This window comes from Streptomyces sp. TAA204 (genome assembly GCF_000424965.1).
Window position 1 is genome coordinate 47,721 of sequence record NZ_AUKW01000026.1, and the last position, 18,930, is coordinate 66,650.

Consider the following 18,930-nt stretch of genomic DNA (forward strand, 5'->3'; position numbering starts at 1 on the left):
CTCCGGTCGTACGGGCCCTCTTTCGCTTGCGTGGAGTGTGAGATCCGCCCCGCGCGCTGCTGTTCGCGCCGGGAACACCCCTACGATGGACGGGCCGGCGCGCACCTCGCTCACAGGGCGCGACCTTTCTTCCCGCGGGAGCGATCATGCTGCGCACCATGTTCAAGTCCAAGATCCACCGGGCCACGGTGACCCAGGCCGACCTGCACTACGTCGGTTCGGTCACGGTCGACGCCGAACTGATGGACGCCGCCGACCTGCTCCCGGGCGAGCTGGTCCACATCGTCGACATCACCAACGGGGCACGGCTGGAGACGTACGTCATCGAGGGCGAACGGGGCTCCGGCGTCCTCGGCATCAACGGTGCCGCCGCCCACCTCGTGCACCCCGGTGATCTGGTCATCCTCATCAGCTACGCGCAGGTCGACGACGCCGAGGCGCGGGCGCTGCGGCCCTCGGTGGTGCACGTCGACAGGGACAACCGGATCGTCGGGCTCGGCGCGGACGCCGCGGAACCGGTGCCGGGTACGGACACGGCCCGAAGCCCGGGCGCGGCGGAGGCGGTGGAGTTGCGCGCGTAGCACACACAGGCGGAGCCTCCGGCCGAGATGTATGCGCCAGACATATGTTTGTGTCATGCTTCCTTCGTGACGACACTGACGGCGAACTGGCTCGGTGCCCTGACGGTGGGCCTGAACGATCTGCTCGACGAGGCTCTGCGCGAGTCCTCCGGTCTCGACTCGGCGGCCGTGGCGGCGGTCCTCACGGTCGGCGCACGTCCGGGACAGTCCGTCTCGGACCTGGCGGCGACGCTGGGTATGACGCATTCCGGATGCGTGCGGGTGGTGGGGCGGCTGGTGAAGGCGGAGCTGCTCCTGCGCGGGCCGGGACCGGACGGCCGTACCCGCGGGCTGCGCCTGAGCGCGACCGGCGAGTCCGCCGCCGAAGGAATGCTGCGCGCCAGGCGGCATGTGCTGGAGGGCGTCGTGAGGCGCCTGCCGCCCGATCAGGCATCCGGACTTCTCGAGGCGCTGCGGGGGTTGCTCCCGCTGCTGCCCCGTGACCCCGCCGCCGCACGCCGTATCTGCCGCCTGTGCGAGCACGCGGTGTGCCGTGGCGTTGACTGCCTCGTCTCGTGCGCCGCGCGGTCCGCGGCGGACGGTGTCTGAGCGGGGACGGCATGGAGCAGCAGCCCCCGTCGGCGGGTCCGTCAGCGCAGGCACAACAGCATGACTACACGCAGTACTTCAGCGATCCGGGCGAGCACGTGTGGCTGAACACCGCGCACCAGGGCCCGATGCCGGCGGCTGCCGTACGTGCGGCGGCGGAGGCGGCGCGTGAGAAGTCCGTCCCGCACCGTATCCCGGACGAGGCGTTCACCGAGCGCCCGGAGGAGTTGCGTTCTCTGCTGGCCGCGTTCGTCAACGGACGCCCGGACGAGATCGTGCTCGGCGACAGCACGTCCCACGGGCTCAACCTCATCGCCTACGGGCTCGGGTGGAGGCGTGGGGACGAGGTGCTGTGCGTCGACGGCGACTATCCGGCGACCGTGCTGCCCTGGCTCGCGCAGCAACACCACGGAGTGCGGGTCCGGTTCGTGCGGCGCGGCCCGCGCGGACGAATCGATCCCGAACGGGTGGTGCGGGCGCTGACGCCGCGCACGCGGGTGCTCGCGCTCACATGGGTCGATTCCTTCACGGGTGCGGTGGCGGACCTGGAGAGGCTGGGAGCGCTCTGTCGGCAGGCCGGTGTCCTCTTCGTGGTGAACGGTTCACAGGCGGTGGGTGCGCGCCCCGTGGACGTCGCCGGGGCGCAGCTCGATGCGCTGGTCTCGTGCGGATACAAGTGGATGTGCGGTCCGTACGGCACCGGCTTCAGCTGGCTCAGCCCGGTGCTGGCGGGCATGATCGAGCCGCGCCGCGTCTACTGGCTCGCCCAGCAGCGCGGACGGAGCCTCGGGCACATGCGCAGATACACGATCGAGGATCTCGGAGTACGCGGGCTCGACATCTTCTGCCCGGCCGATTTCCTCAACAACGCCGCCTGGCGGAGTTCGGTCGAGCTGCTCGCCGCGCTGGGTGCGCGGGCAGTGCATACTCACGGCCTGCGGCTCGTGCGGCGGCTGCTGGACGGTCTGGACCGGAATCTGTACGAAGTGGTCGGGCCGGAAGCGCCGGGAGAGGAGCGCTCCACTCTGGTGGTGCTCCGGCACCGGCGTGACGCGGTGGACGGTACGGCCGCGGCCCTGGCCGCCGAGTGCATACACGTGGCCGTCCGGGAAGGCAACATAAGACTCTCGCCACATCTCTCCAACACGCGCGAGCACATCGACCGGACACTCGAAGTGCTGAACTCTTCGCACCGGTGAGGCCGTTCCGCGGGGTGTTCACCTCGGGCGGGAGCGCCGGGGGCGGGACGGTCCCCCCGATTGGCATGAGCCAAACGCCTTGTGGCACACTGTCCAGGTTGCTCGGTTGAGTGCCGATGCTGCGCGCCTCCCGCCGGGAGGACCGGAAGCGAGTCCCAGCGTATTCGTCGCCCCTCGTCAGGGGTGGAAGTACGGGAATCTTCCGGGAAGTGCAGGAGGGGCTTCCAACCAGGCACCCGGTGGGTCCGTACCCCCGAATCCTTTCTCTCCAGAGAAATCTCCGCGGTTCGTCGCGGGAAGGCTCTGCTTATTGGAAGGAAGTCGACACGCCCGACCGCGTGGGTCGGAAGTCGGCGGAGGACGGGACTCATGGGTTCCAGAGCGTTACGAGAGACAGGACTACGAAGTAGCCATGGCGGGACAGAAGATCCGCATCCGGCTCAAGGCCTACGACCACGAGGTCATCGACAACTCGGCGAAGAAGATCGTCGAGACGGTGACCCGCACTGGTGCGTCGGTCGCGGGCCCGGTGCCGCTGCCCACTGAGAAGAACGTGTACTGCGTCATCAAGTCGCCGCACAAGTACAAGGACGCGCGCGAGCACTTCGAGATGCGTACCCACAAGCGTCTGATCGACATCCTCGACCCGACGCCCAAGACCGTTGACTCGCTGATGCGCCTGGACCTCCCGGCCGGCGTCGACATCGAGATCAAGCTCTGAGGGGTGCGGGAAGAAGATGGCTAAGCAGATCAAGGGTGTCCTGGGCGAGAAGCTCGGCATGACCCAGGTCTGGGACGACAACAACCGTGTCGTGCCCGTGACCGTCGTCAAGGCCGGGCCCAATGTCGTGACCCAGGTCCGCACCGCAGACAGGGACGGCTACAACGCCGTCCAGATCGCCTTCGGCGAGATCGACCCGCGCAAGGTGAACAAGCCCCTCAAGGGCCACTTCGCCAAGGCCGACGTCACTCCCCGCCGTCACCTCGTCGAGCTGCGTACCGCCGACGCCGGCGAGTACACCCTCGGCCAGGAGATCAACGCCGAGACCTTCGAGTCCGGCGGCAAGGTGGACGTGACCGGCAAGTCCAAGGGCAAGGGCTTCGCCGGTGGCATGAAGCGTCACGGTTTCCACGGCGCCAAGGCGTCGCACGGCGCGCATCGCAACCACCGCAAGCCTGGCGCCATCGGCGGCTGCGCCACCCCCGGCCGTGTCTTCAAGGGCACCAAGATGGCCGGCCGCATGGGCAACGAGCGGGTCACCACCCAGAACCTGACCGTCCATGCCGTTGACGCGGAGAAGGGCCTGCTGCTCATCAAGGGCGCGGTTCCCGGTCCGAACGGCGGCCTCGTCCTGGTCCGTACCGCGGCCAAGGGGGCCTGAGGTAAACCATGACTACCGTTGACATCCTTTCGCCGGCCGGCGACAAGACCGGGACCGTCGAGCTCCCCTCGGAGATCTTCGACGTGCAGGTCAGCGTTCCGCTGATCCACCAGGTCGTCGTCGCCCAGCTGGCAGCTGCCCGCCAGGGCACGCACAAGACCAAGACCCGTGGCGAGGTGCGCGGCGGTGGCCGCAAGCCCTACCGCCAGAAGGGCACAGGCCGGGCCCGTCAGGGTTCGACCCGCGCCCCGCAGTTCGCCGGCGGTGGCATCGTGCACGGCCCCGTGCCGCGTGACTACTCGCAGCGGACCCCGAAGAAGATGAAGGCCGCCGCCCTGCGCGGTGCCCTCTCCGACCGTGCCCGTCACGGCCGGGTGCACGTCGTCTCCGGGCTGGTCGAGAACGAGATCTCGACCAAGGCCGCCAAGACGCTGCTGGGCAAGGTCAGCGAGCGCAAGAACGTGCTCCTGGTCGCCGAGCGCGGCGACGAGCACGCGTGGCTGTCGGCTCGCAACCTGCCCCAGGTGCACACCCTGGAGCCGGGTCAGCTGAACACCTACGACGTACTGGTCTCCGACGACGTGGTCTTCACCAAGGCCGCCTTCGAGTCCTTCGTGGCCGGCCCGCAGAAGGCCGCCACCTCTGAGCTCGAAGGGAGCGACGCCTGATGAGCGAGAGCACCGCCGCCGAGGCACGCACGGCCACCGTCACCAGCAAGACGTTCACGGACCCCCGTGACATCTTGATCAAGCCGGTGGTCTCGGAGAAGAGCTACGCACTGCTGGATGAGGGCAAGTACACCTTCATCGTCGACCCGCGCGCGAACAAGACCCAGATCAAGCAGGCCGTCGAGTCGGTCTTCTCGGTCAAGGTCAGCGCGGTCAACACGCTCAACCGGCAGGGCAAGCGCAAGCGCACCCGCACTGGTTACGGCAAGCGCGCGGACACCAAGCGCGCCGTGGTGACCCTCGTCGAGGGCGACCGTATCGACATCTTCGGCGGTCCGGTCTCCTGACGGAGGCAGGACTGTCCGATATCGGACGAGGACTGAGAAATGGGTATCCGCAAGTACAAGCCGACGACTCCGGGCCGTCGTGGCGCCAGTGTCGCCGACTTCGTCGAGATCACGCGGTCCACGCCGGAGAAGTCGCTGGTCCGCCCGCTGCACAACAAGGGCGGCCGTAACAACGCCGGTCGTGTGACCGTTCGCCACCAGGGCGGTGGCCACAAGCGCGCCTACCGTGTGATCGACTTCCGTCGGCACGACAAGGACGGCGTGCCGGCCAAGGTCGCGCACATCGAGTACGACCCCAACCGCACCGCGCGCATCGCGCTGCTGCACTACGCCGACGGCGAGAAGCGCTACATCCTCGCGCCCGCCGGCCTCAAGCAGGGCACCCGCGTCGAGAACGGTCCCGGGGCCGACATCAAGCCGGGCAACAACCTGGCGCTGCGCAACATCCCGGTCGGTACGACCATCCACGCCATCGAGCTGCGGCCCGGCGGCGGCGCGAAGTTCGCCCGTTCCGCGGGTGCCTCCGTGCAGCTGCTGGCGAAGGAGGGCCGCATGGCCCACCTGCGCATGCCGTCCGGTGAGATCCGCCTGGTCGACGTCCGCTGCCGCGCCACCGTCGGCGCGGTCGGCAACGCCGAACAGTCGAACATCAACTGGGGCAAGGCCGGCCGCATGCGCTGGAAGGGCGTCCGCCCGACCGTCCGCGGCGTGGTCATGAACCCGATCGACCACCCGCACGGTGGTGGTGAGGGTCGTACCTCCGGTGGCCGCCACCCGGTTTCCCCGTGGGGTCAGAAGGAGGGCCGTACGCGCTCGCCGAAGAAGGCCAGCAACAAGTACATCGTCCGCCGCCGCAAGACGAACAAGAAGCGCTAGGAGGCGGGTTTTAGATGCCGCGCAGTCTCAAGAAGGGGCCCTTCGTCGACGACCACCTGATCAAGAAGGTGGACGTGCAGAACGACGCGGGCTCCAAGAACGTCATCAAGACCTGGTCCCGCCGCTCGATGATCGTCCCGGCCATGCTCGGCCACACGATCGCGGTGCACGACGGCCGCAAGCACGTCCCGGTGTTCGTCACCGAGTCGATGGTCGGCCACAAGCTCGGCGAGTTCGCGCCGACCCGCACCTTCCGCGGCCACGTCAAGGACGACCGCAAGTCACGTCGTCGTTGATGGCGGGGTGTGAAGACTATGACTGACACCGAAGGGACAACCATGGAAGCCAGGGCCCAGGCGCGCTATGTGCGCGTCACGCCCATGAAGGCCCGCCGGGTGGTGGACCTCGTTCGTGGCATGCCTGCCACGGAGGCTCAGGCGGTCCTGCGTTTCGCCCCGCAGGCCGCGAGCGTGCCGGTGGGCAAGGTGCTGGACAGCGCCATCGCCAACGCCGCCCACAACTACGACCACCCGGACGCCGACAGCCTCGTCATCTCCGAGGCCTACGTCGACGAGGGCCCGACCCTGAAGCGGTTCCGGCCGCGCGCCCAGGGCCGCGCCTACCGGATCCGCAAGCGGACGAGCCACATCACCGTGGTCGTGAGCAGCAAGGAAGGAACCCGGTAATGGGCCAGAAGGTAAACCCGCACGGGTTCCGCCTCGGTATCACCACCGACTTCAAGTCGCGCTGGTACGCCGACAAGCTCTACAAGGATTACGTCAAGGAAGACGTCGCGATCCGCAAGATGCTCACGCAGGGCATGGAGCGGGCCGGCATCTCCAAGGTGGAGATCGAGCGCACCCGTGACCGTGTCCGGGTCGACGTGCACACCGCGCGTCCCGGCATCGTCATCGGCCGCCGCGGTGCGGAGGCAGACCGGCTCCGGGGCAACCTGGAGAAGCTGACCGGCAAGCAGATCCAGTTCAACATCCTCGAGGTCAAGAACCCCGAGACCGATGCGCAGCTGGTGGCCCAGGCCGTCGCCGAGCAGCTCTCCTCCCGCGTCTCCTTCCGCCGTGCGATGCGCAAGAGCATGCAGACGACGATGAAGGCCGGGGCCAAGGGCATCAAGATCCAGTGCGGTGGCCGTCTCGGCGGCGCCGAGATGTCCCGCTCGGAGTTCTACCGCGAGGGCCGTGTGCCTCTGCACACCCTCCGGGCGAACGTCGACTACGGCTTCTTCGAGGCCCGGACCACCTTCGGCCGTATCGGCGTGAAGGTGTGGATCTACAAGGGTGACGTCAAGAACATCGCTGAGGTCCGCGCCGAGAACGCCGCAGCCCGTGCGGGCAACCGCCCGTCGCGTGGCGGTGGCAACGACCGCCCCCGTCGTGGTGGCGAGCGTGGCGGTCGCGGACGCAAGCCGCAGCAGCAGGGTGCTCCTGCCGAGGCCCCCAAGGCCGAGGCCGTGGCGCCCGCCGGTGCGGCGGCAGAGCCCGGCGCTGCCGGGAAGGAGGGCTGACGCCATGCTTATCCCGCGCAGGGTCAAGCACCGTAAGCAGCACCACCCGAAGCGCAAGGGCATGGCCAAGGGTGGCACCGAGGTCACGTTCGGGGACTACGGGATCCAGGCCGTCACCGCGGCCTATGTGACCAACCGGCAGATCGAGGCAGCTCGTATCTCCATGACCCGTCACATCAAGCGTGGCGGCAAGGTCTGGATCAACATCTACCCGGACCGTCCGCTGACGAAGAAGCCCGCCGAGACCCGCATGGGTTCCGGTAAGGGTTCTCCGGAGTGGTGGATCGCGAACGTCAAGCCGGGGCGCGTGATGTTCGAGCTGTCCTACCCGAACGAGAAGATTGCCAAGGAGGCGCTCACCCGCGCCGCCCACAAGCTTCCGATGAAGTGCCGCATCGTTCGGCGCGAGGCAGGTGAGTCGTGATGGCGGCCGGGACCAAGGCCTCCGAGCTGCGTGAGCTGGGCGACGAGGAGCTTCTCGGCAAGCTTCGCGAGTCCAAGGAAGAGCTGTTCAACCTCCGCTTCCAGGCGGCGACCGGGCAGTTGGAGAACCACGGCCGGCTGAAGGCCGTCCGTAAGGACATCGCCCGGATCTACACCCTGATGCGTGAGCGCGAGCTGGGCATCGAGACGGTGGAGAGCGCCTGATGAGCGAGACGAATGTGACTGAGAAGAGCCAGGAGCGCGGATTCCGCAAGACCCGTGAGGGTCTGGTCGTCAGCGACAAGATGGACAAGACCGTCGTCGTCGCCGTCGAGGACCGCGTCAAGCACGCGCTGTACGGCAAGGTCATCCGCCGTACCAACAAGCTCAAGGCTCACGACGAGCAGAACGCCGCCGGGGTCGGCGACCGTGTCCTCCTGATGGAGACCCGGCCGCTGTCCACGACCAAGCGCTGGCGCATCGTCGAGATCCTCGAGAAGGCGAAGTAGGCAGTTCCGCAACGGAGCTGGCTCGGCAAATCAGCCTGGGAACCCCCAGGACAGTTCCGCCAGGCTCGGCAGGGCACGCCCCGCTCGGGCGTTGACCCTGCCGGGAACCGGCAGACGATCAGGAGATAGACGTGATCCAGCAGGAGTCCCGGCTGCGCGTCGCCGACAACACGGGTGCGAAAGAGATTCTCACCATCCGTGTGCTCGGCGGTTCGGGCCGGCGCTACGCGGGCGTCGGTGACGTCGTCGTCGCTACCGTCAAGGACGCGATCCCGGGCGGGAACGTGAAGAAGGGCGACATCGTCAAGGCCGTCATCGTGCGCACCGTCAAGGAGCGCCGCCGGCCCGACGGCTCGTACATCCGCTTCGACGAGAACGCGGCGGTCATCCTCAAGAACGACGGTGACCCCCGCGGCACCCGCATCTTCGGCCCCGTGGGCCGGGAGCTGCGCGAGAAGAAGTTCATGAAGATCATCTCGCTCGCGCCGGAGGTGCTGTAACCGATGAAGATCAAGAAGGGCGACCTGGTTCAGGTCATCACCGGTAAGGACAAGGGCAAGCAGGGCAAGGTCATCGTGGCCTACCCCCGCGAGGACCGCGTCCTGGTCGAGGGTGTCAACCGGGTCAAGAAGCACACCAAGGCCGGCCAGACCGCTCGTGGTTCGAAGACGGGCGGCATCGTGACGACCGAGGCGCCGGTCCACGTGAGCAATGTTCAGCTCGTTGTGGAGAAGGACGGCAAGAAGGTCGTCACCCGCGTCGGGTTCCGCTTCGACGACGACGGCAACAAGATCCGCGTTGCCAAGCGGACCGGTGAGGACATCTGATGACTGCCACCACAGAAGCCCCGCGCCTCAAGCAGCGCTACCGCTCCGAGATCAAGGGCAAGCTGCAGGACGAGTTCAACTACGAGAACGTCATGCAGATCCCCGGTCTCACCAAGATCGTGGTCAACATGGGTGTCGGCGACGCCGCCCGTGACTCCAAGTTGATGGACGGCGCCGTCCGCGACCTGGCCACGATCACCGGCCAGAAGCCGGCCGTGACCAAGGCCCGTAAGTCCATCGCGCAGTTCAAGCTGCGTGAGGGCCAGCCGATCGGTGCCCACGTGACCCTGCGTGGCGACCGGATGTGGGAGTTCCTCGACCGCCTGCTGTCGCTCGCGCTGCCGCGCATCCGCGACTTCCGCGGGCTGTCGCCGAAGCAGTTCGACGGCCGGGGCAACTACACCTTCGGTCTCACGGAGCAGGTCATGTTCCACGAGATCGACCAGGACAAGATCGACCGGGTCCGGGGCATGGACATCACCGTGGTCACCACGGCGACCAGCGACGACGAGGGGCGTGCCCTCCTTCGTCACCTCGGATTCCCGTTCAAGGAGAACTGATCATGGCGAAGAAGGCTCTGATCTCCAAGGCCAGCCGCAAGCCGAAGTTCGCTGTCCGCGCGTACACGCGCTGCCAGCGCTGCGGCCGTCCGCACTCCGTCTACCGCAAGTTCGGCCTGTGCCGTGTGTGCCTTCGTCAGATGGCGCACCGCGGCGAGCTGCCGGGCGTGACCAAGAGCTCCTGGTAACCCGGTCCCTCGTTCCGGAGCCGCTCCCGCGGAGCGGACTCCGGGCGTGTGGATTCCGGGCCAGCCAGGGCTCTCGGTAAGAGCATCAAGGCCGTCGGGAGTCCTCCCGCACATGGCTTAGGCTTGTGTGGTTGGGCGCCCGCCGTCCATGACCGTCTTACTACGCCGTAGGTCCCCGCACCCCACCCGTCCCGTCTGCGAAGTACGGGGAGAGGGAGGGCGCATACAGGAAACCCCGGCGAGAGAGGCCGAAGGCCATCACATGACCATGACCGATCCGATCGCAGACATGCTGACGCGTCTGCGGAACGCGAACTCGGCGTACCACGACGCTGTCGCGATGCCGCACAGCAAGATCAAGTCGCACATCGCGGAGATCCTCCAGCAGGAGGGTTACATCACGGGCTGGAAGACCGAGGACGCCACGGTCGGCAAGAGCCTCGTCCTCGAGCTGAAGTTCGGGCCCAACCGCGAGCGCTCGATCGCCGGCATCAAGAGGATCTCGAAGCCGGGCCTGCGGGTCTACGCGAAGTCCACCAACCTGCCGAAGGTGCTCGGCGGCCTCGGCGTGGCGATCATCTCCACGTCCTACGGGCTCCTCACCGGTCAGCAGGCGCAGAAGAAGGGCGTGGGTGGGGAAGTCCTCGCCTACGTCTGGTAACGGAAGGGAACGGAGGAAAAGCAATGTCGCGAATCGGCAAGCTCCCCATCCAGGTTCCCGCCGGTGTGGACGTCACCATCGATGGTCAGGCTGTCGGTGTGAAGGGGCCCAAGGGCTCCCTCTCGCACACCGTGGCCGCACCCATCGAGATCGGGACGGGCGAGGACGGCGCACTGGTCGTCTCCCGCCCCAACGACGAGAGCAGGAACAGGGCTCTGCACGGTCTGTCCCGCACGCTGGTGGCGAACATGATCACTGGCGTGACCACGGGATTCAGCAAGAACCTCGAGATCAGCGGCGTGGGTTACCGCGTCCAGGCGAAGGGCTCCGACCTGGAGTTCTCGCTGGGCTACAGCCACCCGATCCTGGTCGAGGCGCCGGAAGGCATCTCGTTCAAGGTCGAGTCGCCGACCAAGTTCTCGGTCGAGGGAATCGACAAGCAGAAGGTCGGCGAGGTCGCCGCCAACATCCGCAAGCTGCGCCGCCCGGACCCGTACAAGGCCAAGGGCGTCAAGTACGCGGGCGAGACCATCCGCCGCAAGGTCGGAAAGGCTGGTAAGTAGCCATGGCATACGGCGTGAAGATCGCTAAGGGCGACGCCTACAAGCGCGCCGCCGCCAAGCGCCGTCACATTCGCATCCGCAAGAAGGTCTCGGGCACACCCGTGCGCCCTCGTCTTGTGGTGACGCGCTCCAACCGTCACATGGTCGCCCAGGTCGTCGACGACCTGGCGGGCCACACTCTCGCCTCGGCCTCGTCGCTCGACGCGTCGATCCGCGGCGACGGCGACAAGAGCGCACAGGCCCAGCAGGTCGGCGCGCTTGTCGCCGAGCGGGCGAAGGCCGCGGGTGTGGAGGCTGTCGTGTTCGACCGCGGCGGCAACAAGTACGCAGGGCGGATTGCCGCTCTGGCTGACGCCGCCCGTGAAGCCGGGCTCAAGTTCTGAGCGCGGTCCTACGCAGCGGACGTAAACGAGAGAGGTAATTCCAATGGCTGGACCCCAGCGTCGCGGTGGCGGCGCCGGTGGCGGCGAGCGTCGGGACCGCAAGGGCCGGGACGGCGGCGCCGCCGCCGAGAAGACCGCGTACGTTGAGCGCGTTGTCGCGATCAACCGCGTGGCCAAGGTAGTCAAGGGTGGCCGTCGCTTCAGCTTCACCGCGCTCGTCGTGGTGGGCGACGGTGACGGCACCGTGGGTGTCGGATACGGCAAGGCCAAGGAGGTGCCGGCCGCCATCGCCAAGGGCGTCGAGGAGGCCAAGAAGCACTTCTTCAAGGTCCCCCGCATCCAGGGCACCATTCCGCACCCGATCCAGGGTGAGGAAGCCGCGGGTGTCGTGCTCCTCAAGCCGGCCTCGCCCGGTACCGGTGTGATCGCCGGTGGCCCGGTGCGTGCCGTGCTGGAGTGCGCGGGCATCCACGACGTGCTCAGCAAGTCGCTCGGCTCCGCGAACCCGATCAACATCGTGCACGCCACGCGTGCGGCACTGCAGGGACTTCAGCGTCCCGAGGAGATCGCCGCCCGCCGTGGCCTGCCGCTCGAGGACGTGGCGCCCGCCGCTCTGCTGCGGGCGCGTGCCGGGGTGAGTGCGTAATGGCTCGCCTGAAGATCACGCAGACCCGTTCCGTCATCGGTACGAAGCAGAACCACCGGGACACGCTGCGGACGCTCGGTCTGAAGCGGGTGCGCGACGTGTCCGTACGCGACGACCGTCCCGAGGTGCGCGGCATGGTGCACAGCGTGCGGCACCTCATCACGGTCGAGGAGGTCGACTGACATGGCGGACAGCAACCCGCTGAAGGTCCACAACCTCCGGCCGGCCCCCGGCGCCAAGACCGCCAAGACCCGTGTGGGTCGTGGTGAGGCGTCCAAGGGCAAGACCGCCGGACGTGGAACCAAGGGCACCAAGGCCCGTTACCAGGTTCCGGAGAGCTTCGAGGGCGGGCAGATGCCGCTGCACATGCGGCTGCCCAAGCTCAGGGGATTCCGTAACCCTGCCCACAAGCAGTTCCAGGTCGTGAACCTGGACAAGCTGGCCGCGCTCTACCCCGAGGGTGGCGAGGTCACGGTGGCCGGACTGGTCGCCAAGGGCGCCGTTCGCAAGAACGAGCTCGTCAAGGTGCTCGGCACCGGCGAGATTTCCGTGGCGCTGACGGTGACCGTCAACAAGGTCTCCGGCTCCGCCAAGGAGAAGATCACCGCTGCCGGCGGCACTGTCACCGAGCTTGACTGAGTTCGTTGACTGACTGGCCGGGGATGTCCCAACGGGGCGTCCCCGGTCCGTCGTTCCACGGCGGGCACCGTCGCCGGTAAGGTGGCGGGCACTGTTGGTATCTGTCGACCCCCAAGACCGTCACCTCTCGCGCCAGACGCGGGGGGCGCAGGAGGCACCGTGCTCACCGCGTTCGCCCGGGCATTTCAGACGCCCGACCTGCGAAAGAAGCTGTTGTTCACGCTCGGCATCATGGTGCTCTTCCGTCTGGGACAGCACGTACCGGTACCGGGCGTCAGCTTTGAGAACGTCAACCAGTGCATGAAGGAGGCCGAGGGGGACTCGGGCCTCTTCGGGCTGGTCAATATGTTCAGCGGTGGCGCGCTGCTGCAGTTGACCATTTTCGCGCTCGGCATCATGCCGTACATCACCGCGAGCATCATCCTTCAACTGCTGGTCGTGGTCATCCCGCGGCTGGAGGCCCTGAAGAAGGAGGGCCAGGCCGGGCAGGCGAAGATCACGCAGTACACGCGTTATCTGACGGTCGCGCTCGCGGTCCTTCAGGCGACCGGCCTTGTCGCCACCGCGCGCAGCGGCACCCTCTTCCCCCAGTGCCAGGTACGTGACCAGATCATCCCGGACCAGTCCGTCTTCACCACCATCACGATGGTGATCTGCATGACGGCCGGCACCGCGCTCATCATGTGGCTCGGTGAACTGATCACCGACAAGGGCATCGGCAACGGCATGTCGATCCTGATGTTCGTCTCGATCGCCGCGGGCTTCCCCGGCGCGCTGTGGGCCATCAAGCAGCAGGGCAAACTGGCCGACGGCTGGATCGAGTTCGGCGCGGTCATCATCAGCGGTCTGGCGATGGTGGGCCTCGTGGTCCTCGTCGAGCAGGCACAGCGCCGCATCCCCGTGCAGTACGCGAAGCGGATGATCGGGCGCCGCAGCTACGGCGGCACCTCCACCTACATTCCGCTGAAGGTCAACCAGGCCGGTGTGATTCCTGTCATCTTCGCGTCGTCGCTCCTGTACATTCCCGCGCTGATCGTTCAGTTCAGCGGGTCGCAGGCCGGCTGGGCGGAGTGGATCCAGGCCTACTTCGTCAAGGGTGACCACCCGATTTACATCGTCACGTACTTCGTGCTGATCGTTTTCTTCGCCTTCTTCTACGTCGCCATCTCCTTCAACCCCGAAGAAGTCGCCGACAACATGAAGAAGTATGGTGGCTTCATCCCGGGCATCCGTGCGGGACGGCCCACCGCGGAGTACCTGAGCTATGTGCTGAACCGCATCACATGGCCCGGTGCGATGTACCTCGGGCTGATCGCCCTGGTGCCGACCGTCGCGCTGATCGCGTTCGGAGCCAATCAGAACTTCCCGTTCGGCGGGACGAGCATTCTGATCATCGTGGGCGTCGGACTCGAGACCGTGAAGCAGATCGAGAGCCAGCTTCAGCAGCGCAATTACGAAGGGTTCCTCCGCTGATGCGTATCGTCCTCGTCGGGCCGCCTGGCGCGGGTAAGGGAACGCAGGCTGCGTTCCTGGCCGAGAACCTCTCGGTCCCCCACATCTCCACGGGCGACCTCTTCCGCGCCAACATCAGCCAGGGCACGCAGCTCGGCCGGCAGGCGCAGGAGTTCATGCGCGCGGGCCAGCTGGTACCCGACGAGGTCACCATCGGCATGGCGAAGGACAGAATGGGCGAGCCGGACGCCGCGGGCGGCTTCCTGCTGGACGGCTTTCCCCGCAACATCGCGCAGGCCGAGGCACTGGACCGCATCCTGGAGGAGAAGGGCGAGCAGCTGGACGCCGTTCTCGACCTGGAGGTCCCGGAGGAAGAGGTCGTCAAGCGGATCGCCGGCCGCCGTATCTGCCGCAGTGACAGCAGTCACGTCTTCCACGCGGAGTACTCCCCGCCGAGGAAGGACGGGGTCTGTGACGCGTGCGGCGGCGAGCTGTACCAGCGTGACGACGACCGCGAGGAGACCGTACGCAAGCGGCTGGCCGTCTACCACAGTGAGACCGAGCCGATCATCGACCACTACAAGCGGCAGGACCTGGTCACCACCATCTCCGCGCTCGGCAAGGTGAGTGAGGTGACCGAGCGCGCGATGCAGGCTCTGCAGGGCGAGAACGACTCGGTCGCCGACTGACGGGCCCCGGTGGTGCGGTCATACGGCAATCGCTTGCGGTCGCGGTACCCCGGTGCGGGGGCCGCGACCGTTTGCCGGTACGGCACACTGAAATGAAGCACGAGCGCTGAGTTGCCGTACGGCAGCAGCCTCCGACAGCCACGGCACGAGGAAAGGCACCGTCGCATGGTGGAGATCAAGACCCCGGAGCAGATCGCGAAGATGCGCGAGGCGGGGCTGGTGGTCGCGGCCATGCACCAGGCCTGCCGTACGGCCGCGGTTCCCGGGGCCACCACGAAGGACCTGGACGAGGTCGCCGCCAAGGTGCTCGCCGATCATGGCGCCAAGCCCAACTTCCTCGGCTACGGCGGCTTCCCGGGCAACATCTGCACGTCGGTCAACGACATCGTGGTGCACGGCATCCCGGACAAGGAGACCGTGCTCAAGGAGGGCGACCTGCTCTCGATCGACGCGGGCGCGATCATCGACGGCTGGCACGGTGACGCGGCTCTCACCGTCTTCGTCGGCGAGGGCCACCCCGCCGAGGTGGCGGAGCTGAGCCGGGTCACCGAGGAGTCCATGTGGGCGGGCGTCGCCGCCATGCGCAAGGGCAACCGCCTGGTGGACGTCTCCCGCGCGATCGAGGGCTACATCCGCCGTCAGCCCCGCCCCGCCTCCGGTTCGTACGGGATCGTCGAGGACTACGGCGGCCACGGCATCGGCTCGCAGATGCACATGGACCCGCACCTGCTGAACTACGTCGACCGCCGGCGCGGCCGGGGTCCGAAGCTGGTGCCGGGGATGTGCCTGGCGATCGAGCCGATGGTGACCCTGGGGTCTCCCAAGACGCACGTCCTGTCGGACGACTGGACGGTCAAGACGAACGACGGCACCTGGTCCAGCCACTGGGAGCACTCCGTCGCGCTGACGGAGGAGGGCCCGCTGGTGCTGACCGCGCCGGACGGCGGCCGTGCGAAGCTCGCGGAGCTCGGCGTCACCGCGGCGCCCGACCCGCTGGCCTGATCGCGGGCGTGTGCGGCCGGTCCCGGCCGTAACCTTCCCGCTCCTCGCATAACGATCTTGTCGGGTGGGGAGACTACCCGAATTCGTCTTTGCGGGACGCGTGTCGTAGACTGGCTTGTCGGTCCCGGGGTCTCTCTATGCCCGGGGTCACCCCAGGTAGCCGATCCCGGAAGGTGAAGCGCTAGAGCATGGCCAAAAAACAAGGGGCCATCGAGATCGAGGGCACGGTCGTCGAATCTCTGCCGAATGCGATGTTCAAGGTGGAGCTTCAGAACGGTCACCAGGTTCTCGCGCACATCAGCGGCAAGATGCGGATGCACTACATCCGTATCCTTCCCGACGACCGGGTCGTGGTGGAGCTCTCTCCGTACGACCTGACACGCGGGCGGATCGTCTACCGCTACAAGTAGCTCGACAGATCGAGCCGTTGTCCCGCGAGCGGGGCGGCGGCCTGACCCGGAGAACCTCATCCATGAAGGTCAAGCCGAGCGTCAAGAAGATCTGCGACAAGTGCAAGGTGATCCGCCGCCACGGCCGGGTCATGGTCATCTGCGACAACCTGCGCCACAAGCAGCGCCAGGGCTGAAGCACCCCCGACCGTAGCCTTCGCACCACTCGCACTCTTCGCGCGACGCAAGCGACAAGTACATACGCAGACGCCCGACCCCCCGCCTTGGAAGTCTTGTCGGTGGGGACGACACCCTCGGTCGGAGGCCGGGGACCTTGTCCGTAGCCGCTCAACGGAGCGTGCGGAGAAGGGACGGCGCTGCGGCAGACCTCCGCAAAGCAATCAGGAGCCACAGGAATGGCACGCCTCGCAGGCGTCGACCTCCCGCGCGAGAAGCGCGTCGAGGTCGCCCTCACCTACGTCTTCGGCATCGGTCGTACCCTTGCCCAGCGGACCCTGGGTGAGACCGGCATCAGCCCGGACACCCGTGTGCGCGATCTCGCTGAGGAAGACCTCATCAAGATCCGTGAGTACGTGGACAACAATCTCCAGGTCGAGGGTGACCTCCGCCGTGAGATTCAGGCCGACATCCGCCGCAAGGTCGAGATCGGCTGTTACGAGGGTCTGCGGCACCGCCGCGGTCTCCCCGTCCACGGCCAGCGCACCAAGACCAACGCCCGCACCCGCAAGGGACCGCGTCGCGCGATCGCCGGCAAGAAGAAGCCGGGCAAGAAGTAGTCCGCACCGGACACGCTGCAGCGGTCCGTGTAGCAGGACCGACGACCTCCACAGGAGTAAATCCATATGCCTCCGAAGGGCCGTACGGCCGGCGCCAAGAAGGTGCGCCGCAAGGACAAGAAGAACGTCCCCGCCGGGCACGCTCACATCAAGAGCACGTTCAACAACACCATCGTCTCGATCACCGACCCGACCGGCAACGTGATCTCCTGGGCCTCCGCCGGCCACGTCGGCTTCAAGGGTTCCCGGAAGTCGACGCCGTTCGCGGCGCAGATGGCCGCCGAGAACGCCGCACGCCGCGCCCAGGAGCACGGCATGCGCAAGGTGGACGTCTTCGTGAAGGGTCCCGGCTCCGGCCGTGAGACCGCGATCCGCTCCCTCCAGGCCACCGGCCTCGAGGTCGGGTCCATCCAGGACGTGACCCCCACCCCGCACAACGGCTGCCGCCCGCCCAAGCGTCGCCGAGTCTGACCAGCTGAAACAGGAGATCTGAGACAATGGCGCGTTACACCGGGGCCGACTGCAAGCGTTGCCGTCGGGAGAAGCAGAAGCTCTTCCTCAAGGGGAGCAAGTGCGAGAGCGCGAAGTGCCCGATCGAGATCCGTCCTTACCCCCCGGGTGAGCACGGTCGCGGGCGCACCAAGGACTCCGAGTACCTGCTGCAGAAGCGTGAGAAGCAGAAGGCAGCACGTATCTACGGCGTCCTGGAGAAGCAGTTCCGCGGGTACTTCAACGAGGCCAACCGGCAGCAGGGCAAGACTGGTGAGAACCTGCTGCGCATCCTCGAGACCCGTCTGGACAACGTGGTCTACCGGGCCGGCTTCGCCAAGTCCCGTGACCACGCCCGTCAGCTGGTGAAGCACGGGCACATCACGGTCAACGGTCGCAAGACCGACATCCCGTCGGCGCGGGTCTCCGTGTCCGACATCGTCGAGGTCCGCAACGCCTCCCGTAACCTGACGCCTTTCCAGGTGGCGGCTGCGGAGGCCGGCGAGAAGACGGTTCCGGCCTGGCTGGAGTCCATCCCGTCGAAGATGCGGATCCTCGTCCACTCGCTGCCCGAGCGCCAGGTGATCGACACCCAGGTGCAGGAGCAGCTGATCGTCGAGCTCTACTCGAAGTAGCGGCTCGTAAGGGGCGGGTGGTACGGCGCCGGAACGGGCCGTACCACCCGTACCCTGTCAGTACGGCATCAAATAGCGGTTGCCGAAGACTGGAGGCCTTACCTCATGCTGATTGCTCAGCGCCCGTCCCTGACCGAAGAGGTCGTCGACGAATTCCGCTCACGGTTCGTGATCGAGCCGCTGGAGCCGGGCTTCGGATACACCCTCGGTAACTCCCTGCGTCGCACGCTTCTCTCCTCGATCCCCGGTGCTGCCGTCACCAGCATCCGGATCGACGGTGTCCTGCACGAGTTCACGACCGTGCCGGGCGTCAAGGAGGACGTCACCGACCTCATCCTCAACATCAAGAGCCTCGTCGTCTCCTCCGAGCACGACGAGCCCGTTGTGATGTACCTGCGCAAGCAGGGCCCCGGCCTGGTCACCGCCGCGGACATCGCACCGCCGGCCGGCGTCGAGGTGCACAACCCCGATCTGGTCCTGGCCACGCTCAACGGCAAGGGCAAGCTGGAGATGGAGCTGACCGTCGAGCGCGGCCGCGGCTACGTCTCCGCCGTGCAGAACAAGCAGATGGGCCAGGAGATCGGCCGTATCCCGGTCGACTCCATCTACAGCCCGGTGCTGAAGGTCACCTACAAGGTCGAGGCGACCCGTGTCGAGCAGCGCACGGACTTCGACAAGCTGATCGTCGACGTCGAGACCAAGCAGGCCATGCGTCCCCGCGACGCGATGGCCTCGGCGGGCAAGACCCTGGTCGAGCTCTTCGGCCTCGCCCGCGAGCTGAACGTCGACGCCGAGGGCATCGACATGGGCCCGTCCCCGACGGACGCCGCGCTCGCCGCCGATCTGGCGCTGCCGATCGAGGAGCTCGAGCTCACCGTCCGCTCGTACAACTGCCTCAAGCGCGAGGGCATCCAC

General features: G+C 67.1%; 33 protein-coding genes. All 33 read left to right on the forward strand.

The features are described from left to right. Positions 1 to 146 precede the first annotated feature (146 nt). Positions 147 to 581 carry an aspartate 1-decarboxylase gene (gene panD / locus H343_RS0124290; RefSeq protein ID WP_028433244.1) on the forward strand — a complete coding sequence of 145 codons (435 nt, stop codon included), beginning with the start codon at positions 147 to 149 and terminating at the stop codon, positions 579 to 581. A 66-nt stretch (positions 582 to 647) separates the two neighbouring features. After that, entirely contained in the window at positions 648 to 1,169 is a 522-nt protein-coding gene (locus H343_RS0124295) for a MarR family winged helix-turn-helix transcriptional regulator (protein ID WP_028433245.1), read from the forward strand. Positions 1,170 to 1,180: 11 nt separating this feature from the next. Continuing rightward, positions 1,181 to 2,368, forward strand: a complete 1,188-nt coding sequence (locus H343_RS32645; RefSeq protein ID WP_158679612.1) for an aminotransferase class V-fold PLP-dependent enzyme — start codon at positions 1,181 to 1,183, stop codon at positions 2,366 to 2,368. A gap of 412 nt (positions 2,369 to 2,780) precedes the next feature. Continuing rightward, positions 2,781 to 3,089, forward strand: a complete 309-nt coding sequence (gene rpsJ / locus H343_RS0124305) for a 30S ribosomal protein S10 (protein WP_016909683.1) — start codon at positions 2,781 to 2,783, stop codon at positions 3,087 to 3,089. 16 nt (positions 3,090 to 3,105) lie between these two features. Then, a complete protein-coding gene (gene rplC, locus H343_RS0124310; protein WP_028433246.1) occupies positions 3,106 to 3,750 on the forward strand; it encodes a 50S ribosomal protein L3 in 645 nt (214 codons plus the stop codon). 8 nt (positions 3,751 to 3,758) lie between these two features. Next, entirely contained in the window at positions 3,759 to 4,418 is a 660-nt protein-coding gene (rplD, locus tag H343_RS0124315) for a 50S ribosomal protein L4 (RefSeq protein ID WP_028433247.1), read from the forward strand. After that, positions 4,418 to 4,765, forward strand: a complete 348-nt coding sequence (gene rplW, locus H343_RS0124320; protein ID WP_028433248.1) for a 50S ribosomal protein L23 — start codon at positions 4,418 to 4,420, stop codon at positions 4,763 to 4,765. The genes rplD and rplW overlap by 1 nt, the downstream gene beginning before the upstream one ends. 39 nt (positions 4,766 to 4,804) lie before the next feature. After that, entirely contained in the window at positions 4,805 to 5,641 is an 837-nt protein-coding gene (gene rplB / locus H343_RS0124325) for a 50S ribosomal protein L2 (protein ID WP_028433249.1), read from the forward strand. Positions 5,642 to 5,655: 14 nt separating this feature from the next. Further along, positions 5,656 to 5,937, forward strand: coding sequence for a 30S ribosomal protein S19 (rpsS, locus tag H343_RS0124330; protein WP_028433250.1), 282 nt, complete (start codon positions 5,656 to 5,658; stop codon positions 5,935 to 5,937). A gap of 42 nt (positions 5,938 to 5,979) precedes the next feature. Continuing rightward, the gene (gene rplV / locus H343_RS0124335; protein ID WP_037904979.1) at positions 5,980 to 6,327 is read left to right on the forward strand and encodes a 50S ribosomal protein L22; all 348 of its coding nucleotides are present in this window, start codon (positions 5,980 to 5,982) and stop codon (positions 6,325 to 6,327) included. Next, on the forward strand, positions 6,327 to 7,163 hold the full coding sequence (gene rpsC / locus H343_RS0124340; RefSeq protein WP_028433252.1) for a 30S ribosomal protein S3: 837 nt from the start codon (positions 6,327 to 6,329) through the stop codon (positions 7,161 to 7,163). The genes rplV and rpsC overlap by 1 nt, the downstream gene beginning before the upstream one ends. Positions 7,164 to 7,167: 4 nt before the next feature. After that, a complete protein-coding gene (gene rplP, locus H343_RS0124345) occupies positions 7,168 to 7,587 on the forward strand; it encodes a 50S ribosomal protein L16 (protein ID WP_028433253.1) in 420 nt (139 codons plus the stop codon). Beyond that, positions 7,587 to 7,811: a 50S ribosomal protein L29 gene (gene rpmC, locus H343_RS0124350; RefSeq protein ID WP_028433254.1), complete on the forward strand. Its 225-nt coding sequence runs from the start codon at positions 7,587 to 7,589 to the stop codon at positions 7,809 to 7,811. The genes rplP and rpmC overlap by 1 nt, the downstream gene beginning before the upstream one ends. Further along, positions 7,811 to 8,095 carry a 30S ribosomal protein S17 gene (gene rpsQ, locus H343_RS0124355; RefSeq protein ID WP_028433255.1) on the forward strand — a complete coding sequence of 95 codons (285 nt, stop codon included), beginning with the start codon at positions 7,811 to 7,813 and terminating at the stop codon, positions 8,093 to 8,095. The genes rpmC and rpsQ overlap by 1 nt, the downstream gene beginning before the upstream one ends. Positions 8,096 to 8,226: 131 nt before the next feature. Further along, positions 8,227 to 8,595, forward strand: a complete 369-nt coding sequence (gene rplN, locus H343_RS0124360) for a 50S ribosomal protein L14 (RefSeq protein WP_028433256.1) — start codon at positions 8,227 to 8,229, stop codon at positions 8,593 to 8,595. Between the two features lie 3 nt (positions 8,596 to 8,598). Then, positions 8,599 to 8,922 carry a 50S ribosomal protein L24 gene (gene rplX, locus H343_RS0124365; RefSeq protein WP_028433257.1) on the forward strand — a complete coding sequence of 108 codons (324 nt, stop codon included), beginning with the start codon at positions 8,599 to 8,601 and terminating at the stop codon, positions 8,920 to 8,922. Further along, on the forward strand, positions 8,922 to 9,482 hold the full coding sequence (gene rplE, locus H343_RS0124370) for a 50S ribosomal protein L5 (RefSeq protein WP_028433258.1): 561 nt from the start codon (positions 8,922 to 8,924) through the stop codon (positions 9,480 to 9,482). The genes rplX and rplE overlap by 1 nt, the downstream gene beginning before the upstream one ends. Before the next feature lie 2 nt (positions 9,483 to 9,484). Beyond that, positions 9,485 to 9,670: a type Z 30S ribosomal protein S14 gene (locus tag H343_RS0124375; RefSeq protein WP_028433259.1), complete on the forward strand. Its 186-nt coding sequence runs from the start codon at positions 9,485 to 9,487 to the stop codon at positions 9,668 to 9,670. A gap of 262 nt (positions 9,671 to 9,932) precedes the next feature. After that, positions 9,933 to 10,331: a 30S ribosomal protein S8 gene (gene rpsH, locus H343_RS0124380; RefSeq protein ID WP_028433260.1), complete on the forward strand. Its 399-nt coding sequence runs from the start codon at positions 9,933 to 9,935 to the stop codon at positions 10,329 to 10,331. A gap of 23 nt (positions 10,332 to 10,354) precedes the next feature. Continuing rightward, the gene (gene rplF / locus H343_RS0124385) at positions 10,355 to 10,894 is read left to right on the forward strand and encodes a 50S ribosomal protein L6 (RefSeq protein WP_028433261.1); all 540 of its coding nucleotides are present in this window, start codon (positions 10,355 to 10,357) and stop codon (positions 10,892 to 10,894) included. A gap of 2 nt (positions 10,895 to 10,896) precedes the next feature. Then, positions 10,897 to 11,277, forward strand: a complete 381-nt coding sequence (gene rplR, locus H343_RS0124390; protein WP_028433262.1) for a 50S ribosomal protein L18 — start codon at positions 10,897 to 10,899, stop codon at positions 11,275 to 11,277. Between the two features lie 43 nt (positions 11,278 to 11,320). Further along, positions 11,321 to 11,923: a 30S ribosomal protein S5 gene (gene rpsE / locus H343_RS0124395; protein WP_028433263.1), complete on the forward strand. Its 603-nt coding sequence runs from the start codon at positions 11,321 to 11,323 to the stop codon at positions 11,921 to 11,923. Further along, positions 11,923 to 12,105 (forward strand): 50S ribosomal protein L30, encoded by a 183-nt coding sequence (rpmD, locus tag H343_RS0124400; RefSeq protein ID WP_028433264.1) that lies wholly within the window; start codon positions 11,923 to 11,925, stop codon positions 12,103 to 12,105. Before rpsE ends, rpmD begins: the two co-directional genes overlap by 1 nt. A 1-nt stretch (position 12,106) precedes the next feature. Further along, a complete protein-coding gene (rplO, locus tag H343_RS0124405; RefSeq protein ID WP_028433265.1) occupies positions 12,107 to 12,562 on the forward strand; it encodes a 50S ribosomal protein L15 in 456 nt (151 codons plus the stop codon). A gap of 159 nt (positions 12,563 to 12,721) precedes the next feature. Then, positions 12,722 to 14,035 (forward strand): preprotein translocase subunit SecY, encoded by a 1,314-nt coding sequence (gene secY, locus H343_RS0124410; protein ID WP_028433266.1) that lies wholly within the window; start codon positions 12,722 to 12,724, stop codon positions 14,033 to 14,035. Next, on the forward strand, positions 14,035 to 14,703 hold the full coding sequence (locus H343_RS0124415) for an adenylate kinase (protein WP_028433267.1): 669 nt from the start codon (positions 14,035 to 14,037) through the stop codon (positions 14,701 to 14,703). Before secY ends, H343_RS0124415 begins: the two co-directional genes overlap by 1 nt. Before the next feature lie 165 nt (positions 14,704 to 14,868). Then, entirely contained in the window at positions 14,869 to 15,705 is an 837-nt protein-coding gene (gene map / locus H343_RS0124420; RefSeq protein WP_028433268.1) for a type I methionyl aminopeptidase, read from the forward strand. A 188-nt stretch (positions 15,706 to 15,893) separates the two neighbouring features. Next, the gene (gene infA / locus H343_RS0124425; protein ID WP_003948620.1) at positions 15,894 to 16,115 is read left to right on the forward strand and encodes a translation initiation factor IF-1; all 222 of its coding nucleotides are present in this window, start codon (positions 15,894 to 15,896) and stop codon (positions 16,113 to 16,115) included. A 62-nt stretch (positions 16,116 to 16,177) separates the two neighbouring features. After that, positions 16,178 to 16,291: a 50S ribosomal protein L36 gene (gene rpmJ / locus H343_RS0124430; protein ID WP_003956441.1), complete on the forward strand. Its 114-nt coding sequence runs from the start codon at positions 16,178 to 16,180 to the stop codon at positions 16,289 to 16,291. Positions 16,292 to 16,510: 219 nt separating this feature from the next. Next, positions 16,511 to 16,891: a 30S ribosomal protein S13 gene (gene rpsM, locus H343_RS0124435; protein WP_028433269.1), complete on the forward strand. Its 381-nt coding sequence runs from the start codon at positions 16,511 to 16,513 to the stop codon at positions 16,889 to 16,891. 66 nt (positions 16,892 to 16,957) lie between these two features. Beyond that, on the forward strand, positions 16,958 to 17,362 hold the full coding sequence (gene rpsK, locus H343_RS0124440) for a 30S ribosomal protein S11 (protein WP_028433270.1): 405 nt from the start codon (positions 16,958 to 16,960) through the stop codon (positions 17,360 to 17,362). 26 nt (positions 17,363 to 17,388) lie between these two features. Then, complete coding sequence (rpsD, locus tag H343_RS0124445) at positions 17,389 to 18,015, forward strand: 30S ribosomal protein S4 (RefSeq protein WP_028433271.1); 627 nt, start codon at positions 17,389 to 17,391, stop codon at positions 18,013 to 18,015. A 105-nt stretch (positions 18,016 to 18,120) separates the two neighbouring features. Next, on the forward strand, positions 18,121 to 18,930 hold an 810-nt coding region (locus H343_RS0124450; RefSeq protein WP_037904984.1), incomplete at its 3' end, for a DNA-directed RNA polymerase subunit alpha.